This is a genomic window from Burkholderia sp. AU38729, assembly GCF_020419725.1.
Classification (GTDB): domain Bacteria; phylum Pseudomonadota; class Gammaproteobacteria; order Burkholderiales; family Burkholderiaceae; genus Burkholderia.
Genome location: NZ_JAIZQO010000005.1, coordinates 388,173 through 410,774, shown reverse-complemented (window position 1 = coordinate 410,774; position 22,602 = coordinate 388,173). Strand labels below are relative to the sequence as shown.

Sequence of the window (22,602 nt, the reverse complement as noted above, 5' to 3'; positions counted from 1 at the left end):
TTATACCAGAAAGGGGCCGGTGCGGCCGTGCGGTTGCCCGGGCCGCGTCTGCAGTCGGGCGGCGAAACGAATACAATGCCCCGATCCCCCGCCGCTGCGCCCACCTGCCGGAGCCGCCATGTTCGACCTGACCACGCTGACCACCTTCACGGCCGTCGTCCTGGGCCTGTTCCTGATTCCCGGCCCCGCCGTGCTGCTCGTGCTGAGCCGCACCGTGCAGGGTGGCCGCAAGACCGGCATCCTGACCGGCCTCGGCGTTGCCAGCGGCGACTTCGTGCACACGCTGTTCGCGGCCGTCGGCCTGTCGGCGCTGCTGATGACGTCGGCGCTCGCGTTCAACGTCGTGAAGGTGGTCGGCGCCGCGTACCTGATCTACCTCGGCGTGCGCGCGCTGATCGAGAAGCCGTCCGATCCGTCGCTGCCGAGCGTGTCGCCGGTCACGCCGCTCAAGGCGTACCTGCAGGCGATTCCCGCCGAAGTGCTGAATCCGAAGACCGCGCTGTTCTTCCTCGCATTCATGCCGCAGTTCGTGCATCCGGAACGCGGCTCGACGTTCGTGCAGTTCGCGGTCCTCGGGCTGATCTTCGTCGTGCTCAGCTCGCTCTACACGACGCTGATCGCATGCTCGATCCGCCCGCTCGGCCGCATCGTGAAGCGGCTCACGTGGCTCACCCGCTGGCAGGGGAAGATCATCGGCTCGATCTTCATCGCGCTCGGGCTGCGCGTGGCGGTGCAGCAGCGCTGACACGCGCAGCCGCATGACGCCAGCCGCCGTGCCCGCCGGCGAAACCCTCTACACCGACCCGCGCCTCGTCGCGCTCTACGACCTGTTCAACGCGGGCGACCAGGACTTCGCGTTCTACGCGTCCGTGATCGGTGCCGCGCGGCAACGCATCCTCGATCTCGGCTGCGGCACCGGCACGTTCGCGCGCCGGCTGGCGGCGGCCGGACACGACGTCGTCGCGATCGACCCCGCGCCGGCGATGATCGAATACGCCCGACGCCAGCCACGCGCCGACACCGTGCGCTGGCTCGCGGGCGGGCTCGACAGCCTGCCGCCCGATGCACCGCCGTTCGAGGCGGTCGTGATGACCGGGCATGCGTTCCAGTGCCTGCTGACCGACACCGAAATCGACGCGACGCTGCGCGCCGTGCGGCGCGCGCTCGCGGACGGCGGCCGCTTCCTGTTCGACACCCGCAATCCGCGCATCCAGCCGTGGCGTGCATGGACGCCGGAGCATTCGGCACGCAGCGTCGAGTCGCGCGAAGCGGGCATCGTCGATCTTCATCACGCGGTGCGCTCGGTGGACGATGCGATCGTGACGTTCGACACCCATTACCGCTTCCGCCGCGACGACACGGTGCTGACGAACACGAGCCGGCTGCGTTTCGTCGCGCAACCCGACCTGCAGGCACGCGTGATCGCAGCCGGATTCTCGTCGGCCAATTGGCACGGCGACTGGCGGCACGCGCCGTTCGACGCTGCGACCAGCGCGGAGATCATCGCGATCTGCCGCGCGTGAGTGCGTGCGCGCGCGCTGCTACCGCGTCAGCCCGCCACGGGCAGCGTGTCCACCGCATACGCATGCCGCAGCGTGCGCCCCAGCACCGGATCTTCCAGCTCGATCTCGAACCGCTCGGCCGGCCGGATACCGCCGATCGCCGCGAGCGTGCCGCACAGCATCGCGGTGCCGTCGACGAAGCGGCCGTCATGGCGTGCGAACTGCGCGAGCAGGTCGTCCGGCGCGCGCATCGCGGTCACCTTGCCCTCCTGATACAGCACGCGCTCGCCGTCGATCGTCGCGTACGCGCGCAGCACGAGCTGATCCCAGTGCCCGGCCATGTCGTCGAACTTCCACAGCGTGTTCGCGCACGGCTTCCCGCACATCTGCTTCGACACGGTGATCCCGTAGGTCTCGACCTCGCGGTCGGTGTGGTCGGACGCGATGCCAACGAAGGTTTCGCCGCCGTCGCGCAGCAGCACGAATTCCGCTTCGCCGCTGCTCTGCCCGCCCGATACCTGGATCACTGGCGACGGGTCGAGACGATCGGCCGCGACGCGATAGAACACGGGCGTCGTCGCCGGGCGCTTGACGCCGAGTTCCTCCAGCTCGCGAATGTGCTGCTCCATGGCGAGCGTGTCGCGGCCGGTCCAGCCCGCGATCACGAGCGTGTCGATCGCGATCGCGCGCTCGGTCCGGCCATCGCGACCGTCGATCGCGAACGTGATGGTTTTCATCGAATGCTCCTCGTGGCGGGCAGCGCACGCGCTGCGGGCTGCCGCCCGCCGTGTGTCGTGGATCGGCCGCGCTTACGCCGGGTCGTAGTAGTGGATCTCCAGCAGCACGCAGCCGCCGTTCGACTTGAACGGGCCGTGCCATGCGCCGGGCGGACGCACCGCGTACGTGTAGCCCTTGAACGGCGTACCGCCGTTGCCGTGCTCGTCGTTGCCGACGGTCAGGTCGCCCTCGACGAGAAACACCTCTTCCCAGTAGTCGTGCACGAACGGCTTCTTCGTATGCAGTCCGGCCGGCAGGCGCAACAGGCGCGTGCGGCTGCCTCGCTTGCGCTCGGTGTCGAGCGCGCCGGACAGGATCAGTTCCTGCGCGCCGGACGCGGGGTCATAGCCTTCCGGCAGCCGCCAGTCGCGCTGCATGTCCAGCGTATGGAATTCGTCGTGAAGCTTGTTGATGGCCATCTGTCTCTCCTGTGGCGATAGCGGATGAATCGGATGCACGGCGACGCATCACGCGGCGCGCGGCGTCGACAGTTCCTGGTTCAGCGAATAGCTGCCGAGCATCGAATCGACGAGATGCGACGCGCGCTGCCAGTCGTACGTGCGATACGCGTGCCCCTTCGTGACGAACGACGCGCCGGCATAGAACAGCTCGTACTGGTTGTGGCGCGACGCGAATTCGGAGCCGACGGCATCCCACGCGAGCTTGAAGAACTTCACGCGTTCCTCGGACGAACACACGGGCGACTTCTGCGTCTTCTCGATGATGCGCAGCAGGTCGGGATTCTCGAAGTCGCGCACGCTGGACGGCAGCATGATCATTCCGCCGCCGGCGAGCTCGCGCAGCGTGTTGAGCACCTTCGAATAGAGCTGCTGCGTGACGACCTGCGAGCCGTACAGCATGTTGCGGTCGGGCACGTAGAAGCCGTTGACGACGGTGCCCTTCGCTTCCATTCCGTAGACCCACGCCTCGACCATCGACGCTTCGGCCGCGAGCTGGCCCAGCGTTTCGCGCACCTGCGGGAACGTATTCGTGCCGTTGACCTCGGAGATCTTCAACCCGAGCCCGACGAGGAAGCGCAGCTTCGTCATCAGCCGCACCTGGCATTGGTAGTTCTGGTACACGTGCGCGGGCGTCGCGTGGAACTGCTTCGCGCACATCGCCGTGTTGCCGGCGACGAAGATCCGTTCCCACGGCACCTTCACGTCGTCGAAATACAGCACCGCGTCGTTCTCGTCGAAGCGGCTCGACAGCGGGTTGTCGAATACCGACGTCGCGTTCTCCTCGTATGACTTGCGCGACAGGATCTTCATGCCCTTCGCGTTCATCGGCACCGCGAACGACAGCGCGTACATCGCGTCGCCTTCGCGCAGCGGCTGGATGCAGCTGCAGAACACCTCGTTCGCCATGATCCCGCTCGTCGCGAGCATCTTCGCGCCGCGCACCGTGATGCCTTCGGCATCCTGATCGACGATGCCGACCGCGAGGTACTTGTCCTCCTGCTCGTGTGCGGACTTCGACTGGTTCGCCTGCGGATTCACGATCACGTAGGTCAGGAACAGGTCGTTGTCGCGCGCATGGCGATAGTAGTCGCGCAGCGCGCCCGCTCGCGCCGGATCGTATTGCTCGAACACGTCGGCGCCCATGAACATGCCGGAAAGACAGGATGCGACGTGATCCGGCGAACGCCCCATGAAGCCGTAGTGCAGTTCCGACCACGCTTCCAGCGCGGCACGGCGCTCGACGAGTTCGTCATAGGAAGTCGGCAGCTGCCAGATCCGGCTGACGCGGTTGCCCGAATCGGGCGAGACGAACGTCATCTTCTCGACGTTCTCGTCGCGCGCCTGGTAGTCGTACAGGCTCGCGTAGCTGCGGATCGAATTGCGAAATGCCGCGTGCGCGGTCACGTCGCCGACCGGCTGGCCGTTCAGGTAGACCTGCCGGCCGTCGCGCAGCGACGCGATGTGCTGAGTCCCGTTCTTGATCATGGTGTCCTCCAGGGTGGAATGAAACGTGGGTTGCATTCAGGCAGACGGCGCGTGCATGCCGTCGAGCGTGCGGTAGCGGCCGCCGAAGAAGATCAGCGGGCGCCCTTCCGAACGCGCGCAGTGCCGCGTCACGCGGCCGACGAAGATCACGTGATCGCCGCCGTCGTACTGCGCATAGGGTTCGCATTCGAATGTCGCGAGCGCGTCGGGCAGCAGCACGGCGCCATCGTCATCGGCTGCATCCGCACGCCAGCCCCACTTGTCGCCGTTCGCTTTCGCGAAGCAGTTCGACAGGTGCTGCTGCGTCTCGTCGAGCACGTTGACCGCAAAGCCGTCCGCGCCGGCCAGGTCGCCGAGGCTCAGGCTGCGACGGTCGACCGAGAACAGGATCAGCGGCGGATCCAGCGACACCGAATTGAACGACGCGACCGTGATGCCGATCGGCATCCCCTCCTTGCGCGGGGCGGTAATCACCGCGACGCCCGTCGCGAACATCGACAGCGCCGTGCGAAAGCGCCGCTGCTCGTCGGCGCCCGCGCCGATTCCGGCATGGTTCTCGCTCATCTCGTCCTCCTTGGGTTGCATCGCCGGATTCCGCGGTGGAATCCGGCCCAACAAAGCATCATTATTTAGCTTTGTTATTTAGCTTTTATTAAATGTAAACACAAAGGCGGGTTCAAGTTGTCGTAAACCCTGAACTTGAAAGCTTTGTTTGAAAGACGACCCTACTGATGGGATGGATGTTGCGCGGCGTCCGGAAATGTCCACGTACACTGCGGCTACCCGATTCCCCGGTGCTTTCCGGCACCGCGGGAGACACCGCTTTCCGGAGCCGCATCGATGCAATCCCGTCCGATCTACATGGACTACAGCGCGACGACGCCCGTCGATCCGCGCGTGGTCGCCAAAATGGTGCCGTTCCTGTACGAGCAGTTCGGCAACCCGGCGTCACGCAGCCACGGCTACGGCTGGGAGGCCGAGCAGGCCGTCGAGGAAGCGCGCGCGCACGTCGCCGCATTGCTCGGCGCCGACCCGCGCGAAATCGTGTGGACGTCCGGCGCGACCGAGGGCAACAACCTCGCGATCAAGGGTGCCGCGCACTTCTACCAGGGCAAGGGCAAGCACCTCGTCACGGTGAAGACCGAGCACAAGGCCGTACTCGATACGTGTCGCGAACTCGAACGCCAGGGCTTCGACGTCACGTACCTCGACGTGCGGGAAGACGGCCTGCTCGATCTCGATGCCGTGCAGCAGGCGCTGCGCGTCGACACGATCCTGGTCTCGGTGATGCTCGCGAACAACGAGACGGGCGTGATCCAGCCGGTGGCCGAGATCGGTGCGCTGTGCCGCGCACGCGGCATCGTGTTCCATTGCGACGCGGTGCAGGCGGCCGGCAAGATTCCGGTCGACGTGAATACGCTGAACGTCGACCTGCTGACGGTGACCGCACACAAGGTCTACGGCCCGAAGGGAATCGGCGCGCTGTACGTGCGCCGCAAGCCGCGCGTGCGGATCGAAGCGCAGATGCACGGTGGTGGCCACGAACGCGGGATGCGCTCCGGCACGCTGCCGACGCACCAGATCGTCGGGATGGGCGAGGCGTTCCGGCTCGCGAAGGAAGAGATGGCGGAGGAAAGCCGCCGTGTCGGCGCCTTGCGCGACCGGCTGCTGGCCGGCCTGTCGACGCTCGACCAGGTTTACGTGAACGGCGATCTCACCCGCCGGATTGCGCACAACCTGAACGTCAGCTTCAATTTCGTCGAAGGCGAATCGCTGATCATGGGAATCAAGGGTGTCGCGGTGTCGTCAGGCTCCGCGTGCACGTCGGCATCGCTGGAGCCGTCGTACGTGCTGCGCGCGCTGGGCCGCAGCGACGAGCTCGCGCACAGCTCGATCCGCTTCACGCTCGGCCGCTTCACGACCGAAGCCGAAGTCGACAGCGTGATTGCGCAGGTGCGCGACACGGTCGGCAAGCTGCGTGAGCTGAGCCCGCTGTGGGACATGCATCTCGACGGGGTCGACCTGAATACGATCGAGTGGGCCGCGCACTGAGCACGGCCGATGCGTCAGGCCGACCGGCGATCGCGGACGGGCCCGGCCTGCGGCCGGTACGCGTCAGCCTTTTTCCTGGCGCGCGATCAGGTGGGCGAGATCGAGCGTCGCGCGGTCGCCGTTGGTGACGAGGCGGTCGATCACCGAGCAGAGCGCCTTGAATTCGGTCTTCGTCACGCCCTCGAACAGCACGTTGTTGATGCGCTGCTGCGTATCGGCGAACGCCTTCAGCAGCTTCGCGCCGGCCGGCGTGACCGTGAGCCGCATCTTGCGCTTGTCGTCGGGGTCCGAGCGTTTGTCGATGAGGCCGAGCTTCTTCAGCTTGCCGGTCTCGATCGTGACGAATGCGCCGCTCAGGTGCAGGTGATCGGCGAGACCGTTGACGGTCACGACATCGTCGTGCGACAGATGCGAAACCGAGACGAGCAGCGAATACTGGATGCCGGTGAGGCCGATCAGCGAGCCGAAGCCGTCGCGCACCGACAGCAGGCGGGCCGCGAACGGCAGCAGCCCGTTGATCAGATGGCGAAATTCCGTGTCCGTGCCGTCGATCAGGCAGGCCGGGTTGGTAATGGTCAGAACGGACTCCTCTTGCTGCTTGGCCATGACTTCGACGCTCCGTACGGTCATGCGAATTTAGCTTTGAAACGAAATTATACGGCAAAGGCACCTACGCCCTGGGCTCGGCCGGCCGGCCGGCGCATATGCCCCGATTTCCCGACACAGGAGGCTCATCCATGCCCTTCCCGCTTCATCCCGCAACGATTCGCGCACTGCTCGAGTGCTATCTGCGCGCGAAGGATCTGAACCGCCCCGCGCTGATCGCCGACTGCTTCGCGGCCGATGCCGAGCTGAGCTTTTCGCTCGCGAACGACGATATCGATTTTCCGCCGCGCGTAACGGGCGCGGCTGCGATTGCGCGCACGCTGGTCGAGGAATTCGGCGAGCGGTTCGAACGGTGCCGGACCTATTACGTCTGCGCGGCACCCGAAGTCGACCCGCACGGCGTCGGCGGGATGTCGTGGCTCGTCGTGATGCGCCAGAGGGACAACGGCGCCTTGCGGATCGGGCACGGCACGTACCGCTGGCAGTTCGCGGGCAACGGCGAAAGCGAACATGCCGCGCGGATTGCCGCGCTGCATATTCATATCGAGCGGATGGATACGATCGACGATCCGCAGTCGGTGAAACTCGATGCGCTGCACGCGGCGTTCGGGTATCCGTGGCTGCCGGCGCACGCATTCGCGCGCGGGCTCGCGGATGTGGCGGCTGCGCAGCCGGAGTGGGCATTCCTGGCGCCGTTTCACGAGGCAGCGGCGGTGTAACCCTTCCCGATCGCTGGCCGCGTGCCGTGCGCTCCGGCTGCACGCGGCGCCCGCGCCGCCGGACGCGTCATGCCCCGTCGAGCGCCTGCCGCACCCCGTCCCAATCCAGCCCGAATCGCGCGAGATACTTGCGCAGCCGGTCTGCATCGTTCGGCTGCTTCTTGCTCTGCCGCGACACCGCGAACAGCGTGCGTCCGGCTTCCGACAAGCTTGCCGACGCTCGGCAAACATCGAGCACGCGTTCGAGCTGCGCACGGTCGAACAGGTCGAGTTCCGCCGCACGCGCACCGAACACCGCGTCGACACATGCATCGGACACACCCGCGCCGCCCGGCGGCGACCACGTGCGCGTCAGCCGTTCGACTTCCTGCTCGGCGAGCGCTTCGGTAATCCGCCCCGCATCGGCCAGCGTCGCCATCCGCGTGACCGACGCGGACAGCTCGCGGAAGTTGCCGGCCCACGCCGCGCGAGGCGACGCGGCGAACGCGAGATAGCGCCGCTTCGCCTCGACGTTGAACCGCACCTGCTCGCCCTGCTCGCGGCCGAAACGGTCGAGTTCGAATTCGAGGTTCGGCTCGATGTCCTCGCGCCGCTCGGCCAGCCCCGGCAATTCGTATGTCCACAGGTTGATCCGCGCGTAGAGGTCCTCGCGGAACGTGCCGGCCGCCACCATCTGCCGCAGGTCGCGGTGCGTGCCCGCGATCAGCTCGAAATCGCTGGTCGCCTCGATGTCCGCACCGACCGGCAGGAAACGCTTCTCCTCGATCGCCTTCAGCAGCATCGCCTGTTCGTCGAGCCCGAGTTCGCCGATCTCGTCGAGAAACAGCAGGCCGCCGTCCGCCGCGCGCAGCAGCCCGGCCCGCGCCGACTGCGCGCCCGTGAACGCGCCCTTCACATGACCGAACAGCGTCGACATCGCCGCGTCGCCGCGCAGCGTCGCGCAATTGATCTCGATGAACGGCCCCGCGAGCCGATGACGGCCGCGCTTCAGCTCGTACACGCGCTTCGCGAGAAACGACTTGCCGGCACCCGTCGGCCCGACCAGCAGCATCGGTGCGCGCGAACGCACGGCCACGCGCTCCAGTTGCTCGATCAGCGCGTTGAAGCGCGCGTTGCGCGTCGCAATGCCGGCCTTCAGGAACGACACCGTTTCATCGCGTTCGCGCGTGAAGCGCTGCGCGATGCGGTTGTAACGCGACAGGTCGAGATCGATCACCGACATCGTGCCGGGCCCGCTCGGTCCTTCGTCGGTCTTCTGCGGCGGCGCCGTCTGCGCGAGACGCGCAGGCAGGTAGCGCGCCTCCGCCAGCAGGAACCAGCAGATCTGCGCGACGTGCGTGCCGGTCGTGATGTGGATCAGGTAGTCCTCGCGGTCGAGATCGAACGGGTACGCGCGCGCGAAATCGTGCAGCGTGGCGTAGACCTCCTCGAAATCCCACGGATCGCGAATCTCCATCGGGATCAGCCGCACGTCGGTGTGCGGCGACACGCGTTCGAGATCCTGCTTCACGCGGTCCGCGAGACGCGCGTAGTTTGGCGCGTGCAGCAGTTCGAGCCGGTCGATCGGCGTGTCGCGCTGCTCGCACAGCGAAATCGTCGGCCGCCAGTTGTGCCAGCGGCGCTGCGAGCCGCCGCCCTGGTCGAGCACGGTACCGAGAAAACCGATCGCAACAGTCTTTCGCATGTTTATCTCATGGGATAAGAAGCGATCCGATTGTATCGAATATTCCGGATCGAGCCACCATCGGATATTCAAGCTCCACCTGCCGATAAAAATAATTTCTCCTTTTATTTCAATAGCTTGAGATTTTCTCCGAGTACCGAGTCACCCGCTGGCACGCTCCTCGCTAAATAGAAAGCGCCGGATGTCCCGCTGGCCCACGAGTCAGGGTTCACCAAGCCCTGCTGGTGCGCCGCCGCCGAACCTGGTTCGTCGCGGTAGCGCATGTCGCCATGGGCAGACGAAGGCAAACGGGCGCGCAAGGCGCTTCGCCCGGGTTCGAATCCCGGGGCGCCCTCCGTTCGGAAGCTCATAGGTAGAGCAGCCGGCGCAAGCCGGTGTGTAGCGGGTTCGAATCCCGCTCGAACACTGTCCGCAAGGACAGTCTCTTGATGGAAGCAGTACCCGCCGGTGCGGGCCGCAAGGCCCGCCGCGCGTCGGACCGGTTGCGGTTCCGCGCGATCGGCCGGACGGCCGCACGGCCCGCGCGAACGCGCACGACGACGCGATGCAGGATGCGTCGCCGTGCACGTCGACGCCGGGCCAGCGCGCCGCCCGCCCGGTTGCGTCGCCCCGCGATCCGCACGACGCGTGTCACCCGGCGGTCAATGAAGAAAAGGACAAGAATATGTGGATGCGACATGTTGTGAAAAAGAACGAACGCGCGCTGCTGATGAACGAGGGCGATTTCGTGAAGGTGCTCGAACCGGGTGTGTTCAAGGCCTTCGATCCGTTCAAGCGTTTGTCGGTGCAGACCGCGCGTCTCGACGCGCCGCTCGCCGATGCGGCACTGGCCGATTACCTGCGTCACGACGCGCCGGACGTGCTCGCGCAGCACTTCGTCGCGATGGATCTCGCCGACGATGAAGCGGGCCTGCGCTATGAAGACGACGTGCTCGTCGAGATCCTGGCGCCGGGTACGCGCCGGCTGTACTGGCGCGGCCTGACCGCGCACCGTCTCGAACGCGTCGATCTCGCGCAGGACAGCCTGCTGCCGGCCGCGCTCGTGAAGCGCATCGCGCAACCGGCGCTGCGTGCGCGCGGCGTGGCGGGCCTGACGGGCGTGCTGCTGGCGCAGGTGCCGGCGTACCACGTCGGCGTGCTGAAGATCGACGGCAAGATCGAGCGGTTGCTGGACGCGGGCGTCGCGGCGTTCTGGCGCTTCAACCGCGACGTCGCGGTCGAACTCGTCGACCTGCGTTTGCAGGCGATCGAAGTCGGCGGACAGGAAATCCTGACGCGCGACAAGGTCGCGCTGCGGCTGAACCTGTCGGCGACGTGGTGCTATGCGGACGTGCTGCATGCGTTCGGCCAGCTGCAGAAGCCGGTCGAACACCTGTATCGCGAGCTGCAGTTCGCACTGCGATCGGCCGTCGGCACGCGCTCGCTCGACGAGCTGCTGGAAGACAAGCAGTCGATCGACGACGTCGTGATCGCGCAGGTGCGTGCCCGTCTCGAGCATTCCGGCGTGGACGTGCGCAGCGTCGGCGTGAAGGATATCGTGCTGCCGGGCGACATGAAGACGATCCTCGCGCAGGTGGTCGAGGCGGAGAAATCCGCGCAGGCGAACGTGATTCGCCGCCGCGAGGAAACGGCGGCCACGCGTTCGCTGTTGAACACCGCGAAGGTGATGGAAGAAAACCCGACCGCGCTGCGGCTCAAGGAGCTGGAAACGCTCGAGCGCGTCGCGGAACGGATCGACCGCATCTCGGTGTTCGGCGGTCTCGACCAGGTGCTGAACGGACTCGTCAGCATCAAGGGCGCGTCATGAATGACCGGGCACGGCGCACGGGCGCCGTGCCTCATGAACAAAGCAGCAAGGTGATGAACATGAGTGAAATGGATTACCAGGTCATGGAACTGGCGAACGGCAAGCCGGTGAAGATGTGGACGCAAGGCGTGGCCGTGGAAGACGAAGCGCGCGCGCAACTGCGCAACACCGCGCAGATGCCGTTCATCTTCAGCCACGTCGCGGTGATGCCGGACGTCCACCTCGGCAAGGGCTCGACGATCGGCAGTGTGATTCCGACGAAGGGCGCGATCATTCCGGCCGCGGTCGGCGTCGACATCGGCTGCGGGATGATGGCCGCGCGCACGACGCTGACGGCGTCCGACCTGCCGGATTCGCTTGGCGGGCTGCGCAGCGCGATCGAACGCGCGGTGCCGCACGGCCGCGCGCCGGGCCGCCGCGATCCGGGCGCGTGGGGCGACCGCACGCCGGCCGCCGTGACCGAATCGTGGAAGTCGCTGCAACCGGGCTTCCAGCGGATCGTCGACAAGTATCCGAAGCTGGAAAAGACGAACCACTACGCGCATCTCGGCACGCTCGGCACCGGCAATCACTTCATCGAAGTGTGCGTCGACGAAGCGGACCACGTGTGGTTCATGCTGCACAGCGGCTCGCGCGGCGTCGGCAATGCGATCGGCAGCCTGTTCATCGAACTCGCGCAGGCCGACATGCGGCAGCACATCGCGAACCTGCCGGATCGCAACCTCGCGTATTTCACCGAGGGCAGCCGGCACTTCGACGATTACGTCGAAGCGGTCGGCTGGGCGCAGGACTACGCGCGCCGCAACCGGCAGGCGATGATGGACGCCGTGATCGGTGCAGCACGCGGCGTGATCGCCAAGCCGTTCGCGGTGGACGAACACGCGGTGAACTGCCACCACAACTACGTGCAGCGCGAACGCCACTTCGGCGAGGACGTGCTCGTGACGCGCAAGGGTGCGGTGTCCGCGCAGAAGGGGCAGCTCGGGATCATTCCGGGTTCGATGGGTGCGAAGAGCTTCATCGTGCGCGGGCTCGGCAACCCGGACAGCTTCTGTTCGTGCAGCCACGGCGCGGGCCGGACGATGAGCCGTACCGAAGCGAAGCGCCGCTTCACCGTCGACGACCAGGTGAAGGCGACCCAGGGCGTCGAATGCCGGAAGGACGCGGGCGTCGTCGACGAAATCCCGATGGCCTACAAGGACATCGACGCGGTGATGGCGGCCCAGCGCAGCCTCGTCGAAGTGGTGCATACGCTGCGCCAGGTGGTGTGCGTGAAGGGATAGCGCGGTGCGCGGCTGCGCACGATGAAAAACGAACGGCGCGGTGCCTGCGGGCGTCGCGCCGTTTTTGCATGTGCACGCGTCCGCCCCCTACCGGCCGGCAACGGCCGCGCCCGCACACTACGCGTCGCCGTCACGGTTGCAGCCCATTGCGGCGGTATACTCGATGCCGTTCGGTAAAGCGCGCCGCTGCATGCGCCGCAGCCTTCGACCTGCCCCGTTTGCTGACGATGCGCTTGCAGTCCGACGTCTTCCGCCCGCCCATCCACCGTCGATACGAACCGTCATGTCGCACCGCCTTTCGCTCGCCATCGCCGCCCTCCTCGCCGTTTCCCCGATCATCGCCCAGGCTCGCCCGCTCGCGCGGCCGCCGGTCGAGCGCGATTTCAAGAACTGGTCGGTCGTCTGCGACAACGGCAACCGCTGCATTGCCGAAAGCCATGCCGACGATATCGACGACGCACGCACCCGCCTCATCGTGCGCGTGACGCGCGATGCGGGCCCGGACGCACAAGCGTCGCTCGACCTCTACGCGTCGGCGCCGCTGGACCTGCGCAGCGCACGCATGGATGGCCGCCCGTTCGACGCCATGGCCGCCCAATGGCATGCATTCGGCGGCAAGCCGGACGATGACGAAGCGCACCCGTTCCGGGTCCGGACCACCGATCCGGCCACGGTTGCCGCCTGGCTCACCGCGTCGCGCAATGCGCAACTGCTGAGCTTCGGCGATCCGGCGTCGGCGCAAACCGCCCGCACGCCGTTGACGGGATTGAATGCCGCGCTGCTGTTGATCGACGACACACAGGGCCGGGTCGGCACCGTCACCGCGCTGCTGCGACCAGGCCCCCGGCCCGCGTCGTCGGTGCCGGCCGCGCCGGCACTGCCGCCCGCCGTCGCGCCGGCACCCGCCGTCGCGGACCTGTCGGCCGCCGAGCAACGCCCGCTCGTCGACGCGGTGCTCGCGAAGTTCGGCGGCGACGTGAAGCAATGTGCGGCCGACGTCGAAGACGAAATGCCGGCGAGCGATCGCAGGAAGGCATCGCGCGCCGTGGCGATCTCCGCCGATGAGGCGCTGGTCGCGATACCGTGCCAGACCAGCAGCATGTATAACCACACCGACCTGTGGTATCGCGTGCGACGGACGGCGCCGTTCACGCCGACGGCGATGAATTTCGGCGAGAACGCGAACGCGGGACTCGATTCGGCCTCCTTCGCGAACGAACTGACCGAGGCCGGCTACGATCCCGCCAGCGCGACGCTGTCGAGCAAGGTGAGGCTGCGCAGTGCCGGCGACTGCGGATCGACCGCATCGTGGATCTTCGACGGCCGGCGCTTCATGCTCGGCGATATCGCCACGCACGGCACGTGCAACGGCCTGTTCGACGATCAGTGGCCACGCCTGTATCGGCGGGCCGATGCGGCAGGAAACCACTGACGCATCCCTCGCACCGAAACACGCCGGCAGAGATAACGCATAACAAACCGAGGGGCCGAACCATGCATGACCCGTTCATCGCCGCGTCGCGCCAAGCGAGCGCGCCGCGTCGCACGCGCGGCTGGCGCAGCATGCTTGCGTTTGCGCTGATCACTGTCGCCGCCTTCGTGTCGGCGCCGGTGCGTGCGGCAAGCGCCGACGATTCGGTGGAAATCCGGTTCTGGTCGCGTGACTGGACCGGCACGATCGGCAACCGGCGTGTCGAAGTCACGTTATCGCGCGTGGCCGACACGGTATCGGGCTCGTACTGCTACGCGCCCTGCACGTCCGACAAACGTTATCGGCTCGCATTGAAGGGAACGCTCGACGCGCACGGTGTCACGCTGTCGGAACGCGACAGCGGCGCGAAAACCAACGCCGATCGCGTGACGGGCACGTGGCGCGCGGCATCCCTCGACGGCGCCGTGACCGGCACGTGGGCATCGCCGGACGGCAAGCGCACGCTGCCCGTCTCGCTCGCACCGAAACAGGACGGCAGGCCGTTCCCTTACGAGATCCGCCTCGTCGCGGACAAGCTGCCCGACGACAGCGGTTCGTGCAACGACCCGCCGCACGTCTCCGCGATCCGCCTGTACGATCGCGGCCGCCTCGTGCAGACACTGCGGACCGATTCGCAAGGCACCTGCGGCCTGTTCACGCCCGATTTCGCCGACGTGAACTTCGACGGCTGGCCCGACCTGATGCTTGCGCAAGGGATGGGGGCGAGCCCGAACATCCCCTACCAGACGTGGATCTACGATCCGAAAACGCGCCACTTCGTCGATGCGCCGCAGGGGCTGCAGGAGATCACGTCGCCGGATTTCGATCCCAAGCACCGGATCATCTGGACGAGCTGGCGCGCGAGCTGCTGCGAGCATGGCGTGACGACCTACCGCTGGCAAGGCAACGACGTGAAGGAAGTCGACACGGCCAGCAGCTACCTGCTGCCCGTGCTCGACGGGAACACGCGCCGCTATTGCTACGTCGTGCCCGACTACGGCGACGGTTACATCGAGTTTCCGCAGCGCATCGAGCAGACCGACACCGGGCTGCGTTCGACGCTGGGGAACCCGAAAGAATGCGAATCGAATGACTCACCGTGGATGTCGCGCGTATACATCGATATCTGGAAGCCGGGTGCACCCGGCCACGGGCCGACACTCGTGCGCACCGAAAAAGTTGCGTGGAAGCGCACGCCAACCCGCGTCGGCATGAAGTTCTGCCCCGACGTGCCGTTCTACGACAACGGCCGCATCCGCCGCATCGTGCTGCGCGACGATCCCGACCAGTGCGAAGAGAAGAATCCCGACAAGAACTAGCGCGCGGTGCGACCGCACGCGCGTACCGCCATCGCGTCACGCGCCGACGATCGAGATCGAGAACCCGTCCCAGCCCTTCTGCCCGACCGTCTGCACGGCGGTCGTCGTGAGATTCGGCGCGGCCACGAGACGCGCGAACCCGTCGCGCACGCCGACCACGTCCGGCTCGCGATTGTCCGGATCGGCCACGCGCCCGCCGCGCACGACGTTGTCGACGACGATCACCGTGCCGGGCCGCGACAGCTTCAGCGCCGCGTCGAGATAGACGGGGTTGTTGTCCTTGTCGGCATCGATGAAGATGAAATCGAACGGCGCTTCACCCGCGTCGACGAGCCGCGCGAGGCTGTCCTTCGCGCTGCCGACCACCACCGTCACGGCATCCGCGAACCCGGCACGCCCGATGTTCTGCGTCGCGACCTTCGCATGCGCGGGATTGAGTTCAAGCGTCACGAGCGTGCCGCCCGGCGGCAACGCGCGCGCGAGCCAGATCGTGCTGTAGCCGCCGAGCGTGCCGACCTCGAGGATCCGCCGTGCGCCGCGGATCGTCGCGAGCAGTTGCAGCAGCTTGCCCTGGTTCGGCGCGACGTTGATCGCGGGCAGCCCCGCCGCGTCGCTCGCCGCGAGCGCGGCGTCGAGCACGTCGTCGGACGGCACGAGCGTCGCGGAGAAATACGCATCCACCTGGTTCCAATGATCCTGATTCATCGAGCGCCCCTTGTTTGCGGAACAGGCATTTTATGCGCCGCACTGCCATAAGCAACACACCATTCGTTCTAAGGGCCGTGGCGAACGTGCTTCTATAATCGCTCGACCACCACAACAACAGACGGAGCACCCATGACCGATCAGGCCGCATCGAACTGGCGCCTCGAAACCATCGCCGTACACGGCGGTTATCGTCCCGACCCGACCACGCGCGCGGTCGCCGTGCCGATCTACCAGACCGTTGCGTACGCATTCGACGACACGCAGCACGGCGCCGACCTGTTCGACCTGAAGGTGCAGGGCAACATCTACACGCGGATCATGAACCCGACGACGGACGTGCTCGAGCAGCGGATCGCCGCGCTCGAGGGCGGCATCGGCGCACTGGCGCTGGCCTCGGGGCAATCGGCCGTCACGTACGCCATCCAGACGATCGCCGAAGCCGGCGACAACATCGTGTCCGCGAGTTCGCTGTACGGCGGCACCTACAACCTGTTCGCGCATACGCTGCCGCAATACGGGATCACGACGCGCTTCGCCGATCCGCGCGACCCCGCGTCGTTCGAGCCGCTGATCGACGCGCGCACGAAGGCGATCTTCGCGGAATCGGTCGGCAACCCGCTCGGCAACGTCACCGACATCGCCGCGCTCGCGGAAGTCGCGCATCGCCATGGCATCCCGCTGATCGTCGACAACACGGTGCCGTCGCCGTATCTGCTGCGCCCGTTCGAGCACGGTGCGGATATCGTCGTGCATTCGCTGACGAAGTATCTCGGCGGGCACGGCACGAGCCTCGGCGGCGCGATCGTCGATTCGGGCAAGTTCCCGTGGGCCGAGCATGCGGACCGCTTCAAGCGGCTGAACGAACCCGACGTCAGCTATCACGGCGTCGTCTACACGGAAGCGTTCGGGCCGGCCGCCTATATCGGCCGCGCACGCGTGGTGCCGCTGCGCAACATGGGCGCGGCCATTTCGCCGTTCAATGCGTTCCAGATCCTGCAAGGCATCGAAACACTGGCGCTGCGCGTCGAGCGCATCAGCGACAACGCACTGAAGATCGCGCAGCATCTTGCACGCCACGAAAACGTCGAATGGGTGAACTATGCGGGCCTGCCCGATCACCCGGACCATCCGCTCGTCGCGCGCTACCTGTCGGGCCGCGCGCCGGGCATCCTGACGTTCGGCGTGAAGGGCGGCCGCGATGGCGGCGCGAAGTTCCAGGATGCGCTGAAGCTGTTCACGCGGCTCGTCAACATCGGCGACACGAAATCGCTCGCCACGCACCCGGCGTCGACGACGCACCGGCAACTGTCGCCGGCCGAACTCGCGAAGGCCGGCGTGAAGGAGGAAACCGTGCGGCTGTCGATCGGCATCGAACATATCGACGACCTGCTCGCCGACCTCGACCAGGCGCTCGCGCAGCTTTGACGGAAACGGGCGCGCCGGCTTGCCGGTGCGCCCTGCCTCGAATGTATTGACCTTGAAGCGGCTTCAAGGTGTTCAATCCCCGGTTGGTGCCGGGGTGACGCCCGGCGTGTACGAACCACCCGTATCGCGCAGCGGGCCGCCAGACGCTGAGCCCGCTGCGGTACGCCAACCGTCCGAGAGGCCTCATGACACCGACCGCGAAGCTCGCGCTGCTCACGTTACCGCCGTTGCTGGCGGCCTGCTTCGGCGCCCTCGCGGCCGCCTGGCGCGCACCCGGCCCGAAAACGTCGAGCGTCATCCAGCATTTCACCGGCGGCATCGTGTTCGCGGCCGCCGCGCTCGAACTGCTGCCGCAGGACCGCGCGCATGCGCTGTTTCCGGTCGTCGTCGGCTTCGTGCTCGGCATCGCGCTGATGCTCGCGATCCGTGCGCTGTCCGGTGCGATCGAGACGCGCTTCGAGGAAGCGCGGCTGCCCGTGAGCCTGATCATCGTCACCGCGATCGACCTCTTCATCGACGGCCTCGTGCTCGGCATCGCGTTCTCGGCCAGCGACGAAAGCGGCATCATCCTGACCGTCGCATTGACGCTCGAGGTGCTGTTCCTCGCGCTGTCGGTCAGCGCGGCGCTCGCGGCCGCCGGCATCGGCCGCCTGCTGTCGATCGTCGTACCGGTCGGGCTCGCGGCGCTGCTGAGCATCGCGGCCGTGGCCGGTAACGCGGCATTCGCCGGACTCCCGTCCCATATCTACGCAGCGCTGCTCGGGCTGGGCACCGTCGCGCTGCTGTACCTCGTCACCGAAGAACTGCTGGTCGAAGCGCACGAAGTACCCGAAACGCCGTTCGCGACCGCCGCGTTCTTCATCGGCTTCATCGTGTTCTTTCTGATCGAAGGATCGGTGAAGGCCGGATAAGCAGGCGCGGCGGCGCGCCGGCTACCACGTCGTCGCGCCCGTCGGATACGGTTCGACGATGCGCGTGCCGTTGACGGGCGTCACGCCTTCGTTGCGCAGCGCGGCCCACAGGTCGATCGCATGTTCGCGCGACTTGCGGCTGCCGTCGTCGGTCAGCACGTTCAGCGCGATCACTTCGTCGCGTGTCGTCAGTTGCAGTTGCTCCTTCAGCTTGCGTGACTGATGCGACGCGGTGCGGACGTCGCCGAGCACGATCCGCTGCTCGGCGACAGTCGATTCGCCGCCTGCATCCGCCGGCACGAACGTCAGCCGGCCGTTGTCGACCTCGCATTGCCCGCGCGTGAACGTCGCGCTCCACTCGCCGGCCGGCACGGCCGCGAACTCGCAGCGCATCCGCTCGTTCGCGCGCCGGCCGACGTCATGCGCCGACGCGTGCGACAACGCCCGCTCCGGCCAGCCGGCCGCCATTGCGGCCGTCGACATCAGGCACGCCGCGAGCACGATTCCTTTCGCGAAATGGCGCATGGCACTCTCCTCTTCGTGTGGGGTGCGGCCGACGGGCACCGCGCCGGCCGGCCGCGAATGAACGATCAGCGAACCGCAAAACGGTTGTCGTGCGCATCGACGAGCGGCGCCCTCTCCCCGCGATGCACGGTCGCGCGATGGATCTCCTGGTTGCGCGCGACGGCGGCCGGGCTCGCCGGGTAGTCGTGATTCGGGCTCGGAATCACGCCGTCGTGGCGCGCACGCACCAGTTCCTGACGGACCTCCTGCCGGGTCTTCTGCTGCGCGGCCGCTGCCTGAGACAAGGCCGCCATCGACAGTGCCGCAGCGGCGACGACGATCATCGGTCGCGGAATGTTCATGTTGTTCGCTCCTTGCTTGGAAATCCGAGACGGGAGCGCTCACTTTGAGCCGGCCGCGGTGCGGAATCGTGATCGCAGCATGACGGTTTCGTCACCACCGCGACATTCCTGTATCGCACTGCGAATGAAAATGCGTGACGCGTTTGCGCACGCATGACGCGCCGATGACATTTTTCTCATTTGTCCCTCACCTTCACGATCCGAACGCTTTCCAGAATCGGCAGCGCCATCGCGACATTCGGCGCCTGCCTGCACCATGCGCGGCACGGAATCGACCGATGCACGAAACGATCATCTTGAATTCCAGGGGAACACCATGAAAACTCCAGTTCGGCTCGCCATGATGTCGGGTGCGCTGCTCGCGACCACGCACGCGGCACACGCATCGGAAGTCACCTTATACGGCCTGTTCGATACGTCGCTGACGTACGTATGGAACGCCAGCGCGGACGGCAAGAATCTCGTCGGCCTCGGCAACGGCAATCTGCTCGGCAACCGCTTCGGCGTGAAAGGTGCGGAAGATCTGGGCGGCGGGCTGAAGGCGATCTTCACGCTGGAAAACGGCTTCAATCCGAACACCGGCGCGCTCGGGCAAGGCAACCGGATGTTCGGCCGGCAGGCATTCGTCGGCCTCGACAGCGCGCGCTGGGGCACGCTGACGCTCGGCCGCCAGTACGACGCGCTCGCGGATGTCGCGTGGCCGGTCACCGGCGACTTCTACTTCGGCAGCGTCTACGCGACACCCGGCGACGTCGACAACTACGACACGTCGTCGCGCACCGACAACGCGGTGAAATACACGTCGCCCGTGATCAACGGACTCCAGTTCGTCGGCATGGTCGCGCTCGGCGGCGTGGCCGGCAAGAGCGGCGCCGGGCAAACCTGGTCGGCCGGCCTGTCGTACAGCAACGGCCCGGTCGACGCGGCGGGCGGCTATTACCACGCGGCCAATCGCTCGTCACTGGCCAACGGCATCCGCACCCGCTGGAATGGCACATCCGACGGCACGTTCGACGGTTCGCTGGTCAACGGCGGCTATATCTCCGCGAAATCGATCGGCATCGCGCGCGGCGCGTTGCGCTACAACTTCGCGCCGTTCGCGGTCGGCATCGACTACAGCAACGCGCTGTACAAGGCCGATGCGATGTCCGCGTTTCGCAGCACGCAGAAGTACGACACCGCGCGCGGCTTCTTCAACTATCAGGCGACACCCAGCCTGCTCGTCGGCGTCGGCTACAGCTACACGCGCGCCCGCGGCGACACGAGCGCGACCTACCATCAGGTGTCCGCCGGTGCCGACTACGTGCTGTCGAAGCGCACCGACCTCTACGCTGTGGGCGCATGGCAACGCGCGAACGGCGAACAGCGCACGCTCGATGGCGGCACGCAAACGGCGCAGGCGTCGATCGGGTCGTACGGTTATGGCGGAACGCGCACGCAGGGCATCGTCAATCTCGGGTTGCGCCACCGGTTCTGATCGCGGCTACCATACGCGCGCCGCGTGACGAAAATTTCATGTTCCGATCAGGTTCGCGAAGCGTCGCATCGCTACGATCGGAAACGTGACGGGCAGCGCCCGTTCCAGACCACGCAAGCGAGTCGCTGCCGCACGGCACGTCACGCGTTAGGCCCGGACACGTCGAGTGCCGGGCCTCTTTTTTTGCTTATCATGAATCGACGCCAGGCGCGTTCGGCGATGAACCCGCGAGTACCCGTGCGCTATCCTGTGACATTGCCGCTGTCCGCAACCTGTCATGTCAGACCATCCGCACGCCCTGTCACATCCCATCGACGCCGGTCTCGTTCGGCGGCTCATCACACAGCAATTCCCGCAGTGGCGCGACCTCGACATCGTCCCCGTGCTGCCGGGCGGCTGGGACAACCGGACCTTCCGGCTCGGCAGCGACAAACTGGCGAGACTCCCGAGCGGTCCCGATTACGTCGCCCAGGTCGAAAAGGAGCAGCACTGGCTGCCGCAACTCGCCGCGCATCTGTCATTGCCCATTCCCGCACCGATTGCCAAGGGCAAGCCGACCGATTTCTATCCGTGGCCATGGTCGGTCTATGGCTGGCTGGACGGCGAACCCGCTCGCGATGAACTGATCGACGACAAGCCGGCGTTCGCGCGCGCGGTGGCCGGCTTCCTGGCCGAACTGCACCGGATCGACGCGTCAGACGGCCCACCGCCGGGCCCGCACAATTTCTTTCGCGGCGCGCCGCTATCGCTGTACGACGGGGAAACGCGCGCCGCGCTCGAAACCCTGTCGGGTTTTATCGATGCCGACAGTGCGCTCGCCGTGTGGGAAGCTGCAGTGAATTCACGCTGGAACGCCGCCCCTATCTGGGTGCATGGCGACGTCGCGGCAGGCAACCTGCTGATGAAGGACGACGCACTGCACGCCGTCATCGATTTCGGCTGCGCCGCGGTGGGCGATCCAGCGTGCGACCTCGCGATCAACTGGACACTGTTCGACGACGAAGCGCGCCGCGCCTTTCGTTCGACACTACCCGTCGACGCCGGCACCTGGGCACGCGGGCGAGGCTGGGCGCTGTGGAAGGCGCTCATCACGATCGCGAAGCTGGATGACAGGCTGCGCGAGACCGATCCGTCGAACGGTACGATCCGACGCATACTGGACGATTACCATCGCGAGCACGGCGGTTGAGGGTTGAGTCAACGCGTGACGTTGCGCTGCGGGAACAGGCACGTATGCGTCTTCACATATAGATTCGGATTGCCGCAGCGATGCCCGGCGTAATCGATCTGCTCGCCGGGCATGAGATCGGCCGGCACCGGCCTTTTTGTCGCGGTAGCAGGCGCGGTCTGCGCAGTGGGCGTAGTGCCGGAGCGTATCGATGTGCAACCCGCGAACAACGGGACGATCAGGACTGCGATCAAGGTGAGGCGAATGGCGGGACGAGGCACTTTTCAAGTCCGGTGTGAAAGTCAGAACAAGGCCGCCCGCGTTCCATACAGCTATCGCGAACGGCATGAATGCCGCCGGCCACGTCGACCATCGGCAGACTTCATGTTCCGCTTCCCGCTCATCGCACCCATGACGCGAACATGACGAATGCGTCATGCCGGTCGCGTCCGAACGGCGCCTCGCCACCTCACGCAATCTGACGCATTTTTCATCTCGCGATCACGATCACGCACGGCTGTTTTCGCATACTGGGTCCATGGTTCGCCACCCGGCGGCCCTGATCAAGGAGAGCACTCGATGAAAACCGCAAAACTCGCTGCACTGTTCGTCACCGCCACGCTGTCGCTCGGCATGGCCACGCAGGCCGCCTTCGCGCAGACGCAAACGCAGGGCAAGACCCGCACGCAGGTCGTCAATGAACTGAAGCAGGCACAGCACGATGGCGTCGTGCCGGTGAGCAAGACGCAGTACCCGCCGACCGGCGAACTCGTCGCGCGCAACAAGGAGCTGCACGGGATTTCGGTGCATGGCGGCGAGAAGAAGCCGCAGCCCGACAACCACGACAACCTGACCGCGCAGAAATGACGCCCGGTCAACCG

At 66.4% G+C, this 22,602-nt stretch carries 22 protein-coding genes and 1 tRNA gene; 14 read left to right on the top strand and 9 right to left on the bottom strand.

Annotation, left to right across the window (positions count from 1 at the left end; translation table 11 throughout):
* Positions 1–118 precede the first annotated feature (118 nt).
* Both LGM56_RS16420 and LGM56_RS16415 read left to right on the top strand, forming a co-directional pair.
* A complete protein-coding gene (locus tag LGM56_RS16420) occupies positions 119–745 on the top strand; it encodes a LysE family translocator (protein ID WP_069250940.1) in 627 nt (208 codons plus the stop codon).
* Between the two features lie 13 nt (positions 746–758).
* Positions 759–1,523: a class I SAM-dependent methyltransferase gene (locus tag LGM56_RS16415; protein ID WP_226205724.1), complete on the top strand. Its 765-nt coding sequence runs from the start codon at positions 759–761 to the stop codon at positions 1,521–1,523.
* A gap of 26 nt (positions 1,524–1,549) precedes the next feature.
* On the opposite strand, the gene LGM56_RS16410 is transcribed toward LGM56_RS16415, so the two are convergent.
* The 4 genes from LGM56_RS16410 to LGM56_RS16395 all read right to left on the bottom strand — a co-directional run bounded on the left by LGM56_RS16410 (position 1,550) and on the right by LGM56_RS16395 (position 4,810).
* Positions 1,550–2,239 carry a DUF2848 domain-containing protein gene (locus LGM56_RS16410; RefSeq protein ID WP_226205723.1) on the bottom strand — a complete coding sequence of 230 codons (690 nt, stop codon included), beginning with the start codon at positions 2,237–2,239 and terminating at the stop codon, positions 1,550–1,552.
* Between the two features lie 72 nt (positions 2,240–2,311).
* Entirely contained in the window at positions 2,312–2,698 is a 387-nt protein-coding gene (locus LGM56_RS16405) for a hypothetical protein (protein ID WP_011356002.1), read from the bottom strand.
* Between the two features lie 48 nt (positions 2,699–2,746).
* Positions 2,747–4,225 (bottom strand): 4-hydroxyphenylacetate 3-hydroxylase family protein, encoded by a 1,479-nt coding sequence (locus tag LGM56_RS16400; RefSeq protein ID WP_226205721.1) that lies wholly within the window; start codon positions 4,223–4,225, stop codon positions 2,747–2,749.
* Positions 4,226–4,261: 36 nt separating this feature from the next.
* Complete coding sequence (locus tag LGM56_RS16395) at positions 4,262–4,810, bottom strand: flavin reductase family protein (protein WP_226205719.1); 549 nt, start codon at positions 4,808–4,810, stop codon at positions 4,262–4,264.
* A 255-nt stretch (positions 4,811–5,065) separates the two neighbouring features.
* On the opposite strand from LGM56_RS16395, the gene LGM56_RS16390 reads away from it, so the two are divergent.
* A complete protein-coding gene (locus tag LGM56_RS16390) occupies positions 5,066–6,277 on the top strand; it encodes an IscS subfamily cysteine desulfurase (protein WP_226205717.1) in 1,212 nt (403 codons plus the stop codon).
* 63 nt (positions 6,278–6,340) lie between these two features.
* Here the strand turns inward: LGM56_RS16390 and LGM56_RS16385 are convergent, their stop codons facing one another.
* Positions 6,341–6,883: a MarR family winged helix-turn-helix transcriptional regulator gene (locus LGM56_RS16385; RefSeq protein ID WP_226205715.1), complete on the bottom strand. Its 543-nt coding sequence runs from the start codon at positions 6,881–6,883 to the stop codon at positions 6,341–6,343.
* A 131-nt stretch (positions 6,884–7,014) separates the two neighbouring features.
* Here LGM56_RS16385 and LGM56_RS16380 point away from each other — a divergent pair, with 131 nt between their 5' ends.
* The gene (locus tag LGM56_RS16380) at positions 7,015–7,602 is read left to right on the top strand and encodes a nuclear transport factor 2 family protein (RefSeq protein WP_089497539.1); all 588 of its coding nucleotides are present in this window, start codon (positions 7,015–7,017) and stop codon (positions 7,600–7,602) included.
* Between the two features lie 67 nt (positions 7,603–7,669).
* On the opposite strand, the gene rtcR is transcribed toward LGM56_RS16380, so the two are convergent.
* On the bottom strand, positions 7,670–9,286 hold the full coding sequence (gene rtcR, locus LGM56_RS16375) for an RNA repair transcriptional activator RtcR (RefSeq protein WP_226205713.1): 1,617 nt from the start codon (positions 9,284–9,286) through the stop codon (positions 7,670–7,672).
* A 335-nt stretch (positions 9,287–9,621) separates the two neighbouring features.
* Here rtcR and LGM56_RS16370 point away from each other — a divergent pair.
* The 5 genes from LGM56_RS16370 to LGM56_RS16350 all read left to right on the top strand — a co-directional run bounded on the left by LGM56_RS16370 (position 9,622) and on the right by LGM56_RS16350 (position 15,166).
* Positions 9,622–9,692, top strand: a tRNA-Cys gene (locus tag LGM56_RS16370).
* A 258-nt stretch (positions 9,693–9,950) separates the two neighbouring features.
* On the top strand, positions 9,951–11,093 hold the full coding sequence (locus LGM56_RS16365) for a slipin family protein (protein WP_226205712.1): 1,143 nt from the start codon (positions 9,951–9,953) through the stop codon (positions 11,091–11,093).
* Between the two features lie 59 nt (positions 11,094–11,152).
* Positions 11,153–12,376 (top strand): RtcB family protein, encoded by a 1,224-nt coding sequence (locus LGM56_RS16360; protein WP_319000769.1) that lies wholly within the window; start codon positions 11,153–11,155, stop codon positions 12,374–12,376.
* A gap of 283 nt (positions 12,377–12,659) precedes the next feature.
* Positions 12,660–13,808: a DUF1176 domain-containing protein gene (locus LGM56_RS16355; RefSeq protein WP_179254918.1), complete on the top strand. Its 1,149-nt coding sequence runs from the start codon at positions 12,660–12,662 to the stop codon at positions 13,806–13,808.
* Between the two features lie 62 nt (positions 13,809–13,870).
* Positions 13,871–15,166, top strand: coding sequence for an XAC2610-related protein (locus LGM56_RS16350; RefSeq protein WP_226205711.1), 1,296 nt, complete (start codon positions 13,871–13,873; stop codon positions 15,164–15,166).
* 36 nt (positions 15,167–15,202) lie between these two features.
* On the opposite strand, the gene LGM56_RS16345 is transcribed toward LGM56_RS16350, so the two are convergent.
* Positions 15,203–15,871: an O-methyltransferase gene (locus LGM56_RS16345; RefSeq protein WP_226205709.1), complete on the bottom strand. Its 669-nt coding sequence runs from the start codon at positions 15,869–15,871 to the stop codon at positions 15,203–15,205.
* Positions 15,872–16,003: 132 nt separating this feature from the next.
* On the opposite strand from LGM56_RS16345, the gene LGM56_RS16340 reads away from it, so the two are divergent.
* Together LGM56_RS16340 and LGM56_RS16335 are read left to right on the top strand one after the other, a co-directional pair.
* On the top strand, positions 16,004–17,299 hold the full coding sequence (locus tag LGM56_RS16340; RefSeq protein ID WP_011356015.1) for an O-acetylhomoserine aminocarboxypropyltransferase/cysteine synthase family protein: 1,296 nt from the start codon (positions 16,004–16,006) through the stop codon (positions 17,297–17,299).
* A 185-nt stretch (positions 17,300–17,484) separates the two neighbouring features.
* The gene (locus LGM56_RS16335) at positions 17,485–18,210 is read left to right on the top strand and encodes a ZIP family metal transporter (RefSeq protein ID WP_226205707.1); all 726 of its coding nucleotides are present in this window, start codon (positions 17,485–17,487) and stop codon (positions 18,208–18,210) included.
* 21 nt (positions 18,211–18,231) lie between these two features.
* Here LGM56_RS16335 and LGM56_RS16330 read toward each other — a convergent pair whose 3' ends face one another.
* Both LGM56_RS16330 and LGM56_RS16325 read right to left on the bottom strand, forming a co-directional pair.
* On the bottom strand, positions 18,232–18,735 hold the full coding sequence (locus LGM56_RS16330; protein WP_226205705.1) for a hypothetical protein: 504 nt from the start codon (positions 18,733–18,735) through the stop codon (positions 18,232–18,234).
* 65 nt (positions 18,736–18,800) lie between these two features.
* Complete coding sequence (locus LGM56_RS16325) at positions 18,801–19,076, bottom strand: DUF4148 domain-containing protein (RefSeq protein WP_089497546.1); 276 nt, start codon at positions 19,074–19,076, stop codon at positions 18,801–18,803.
* Between the two features lie 316 nt (positions 19,077–19,392).
* On the opposite strand from LGM56_RS16325, the gene LGM56_RS16320 reads away from it, so the two are divergent.
* From LGM56_RS16320 to LGM56_RS16310, 3 genes are all read left to right on the top strand, one after another.
* A complete protein-coding gene (locus LGM56_RS16320; RefSeq protein ID WP_226205703.1) occupies positions 19,393–20,553 on the top strand; it encodes a porin in 1,161 nt (386 codons plus the stop codon).
* Between the two features lie 277 nt (positions 20,554–20,830).
* Entirely contained in the window at positions 20,831–21,742 is a 912-nt protein-coding gene (locus LGM56_RS16315; RefSeq protein WP_226205700.1) for an aminoglycoside phosphotransferase family protein, read from the top strand.
* Between the two features lie 558 nt (positions 21,743–22,300).
* The gene (locus tag LGM56_RS16310) at positions 22,301–22,588 is read left to right on the top strand and encodes a DUF4148 domain-containing protein (RefSeq protein ID WP_089432253.1); all 288 of its coding nucleotides are present in this window, start codon (positions 22,301–22,303) and stop codon (positions 22,586–22,588) included.
* The last annotated feature ends 14 nt before the right edge of the window (positions 22,589–22,602 follow it).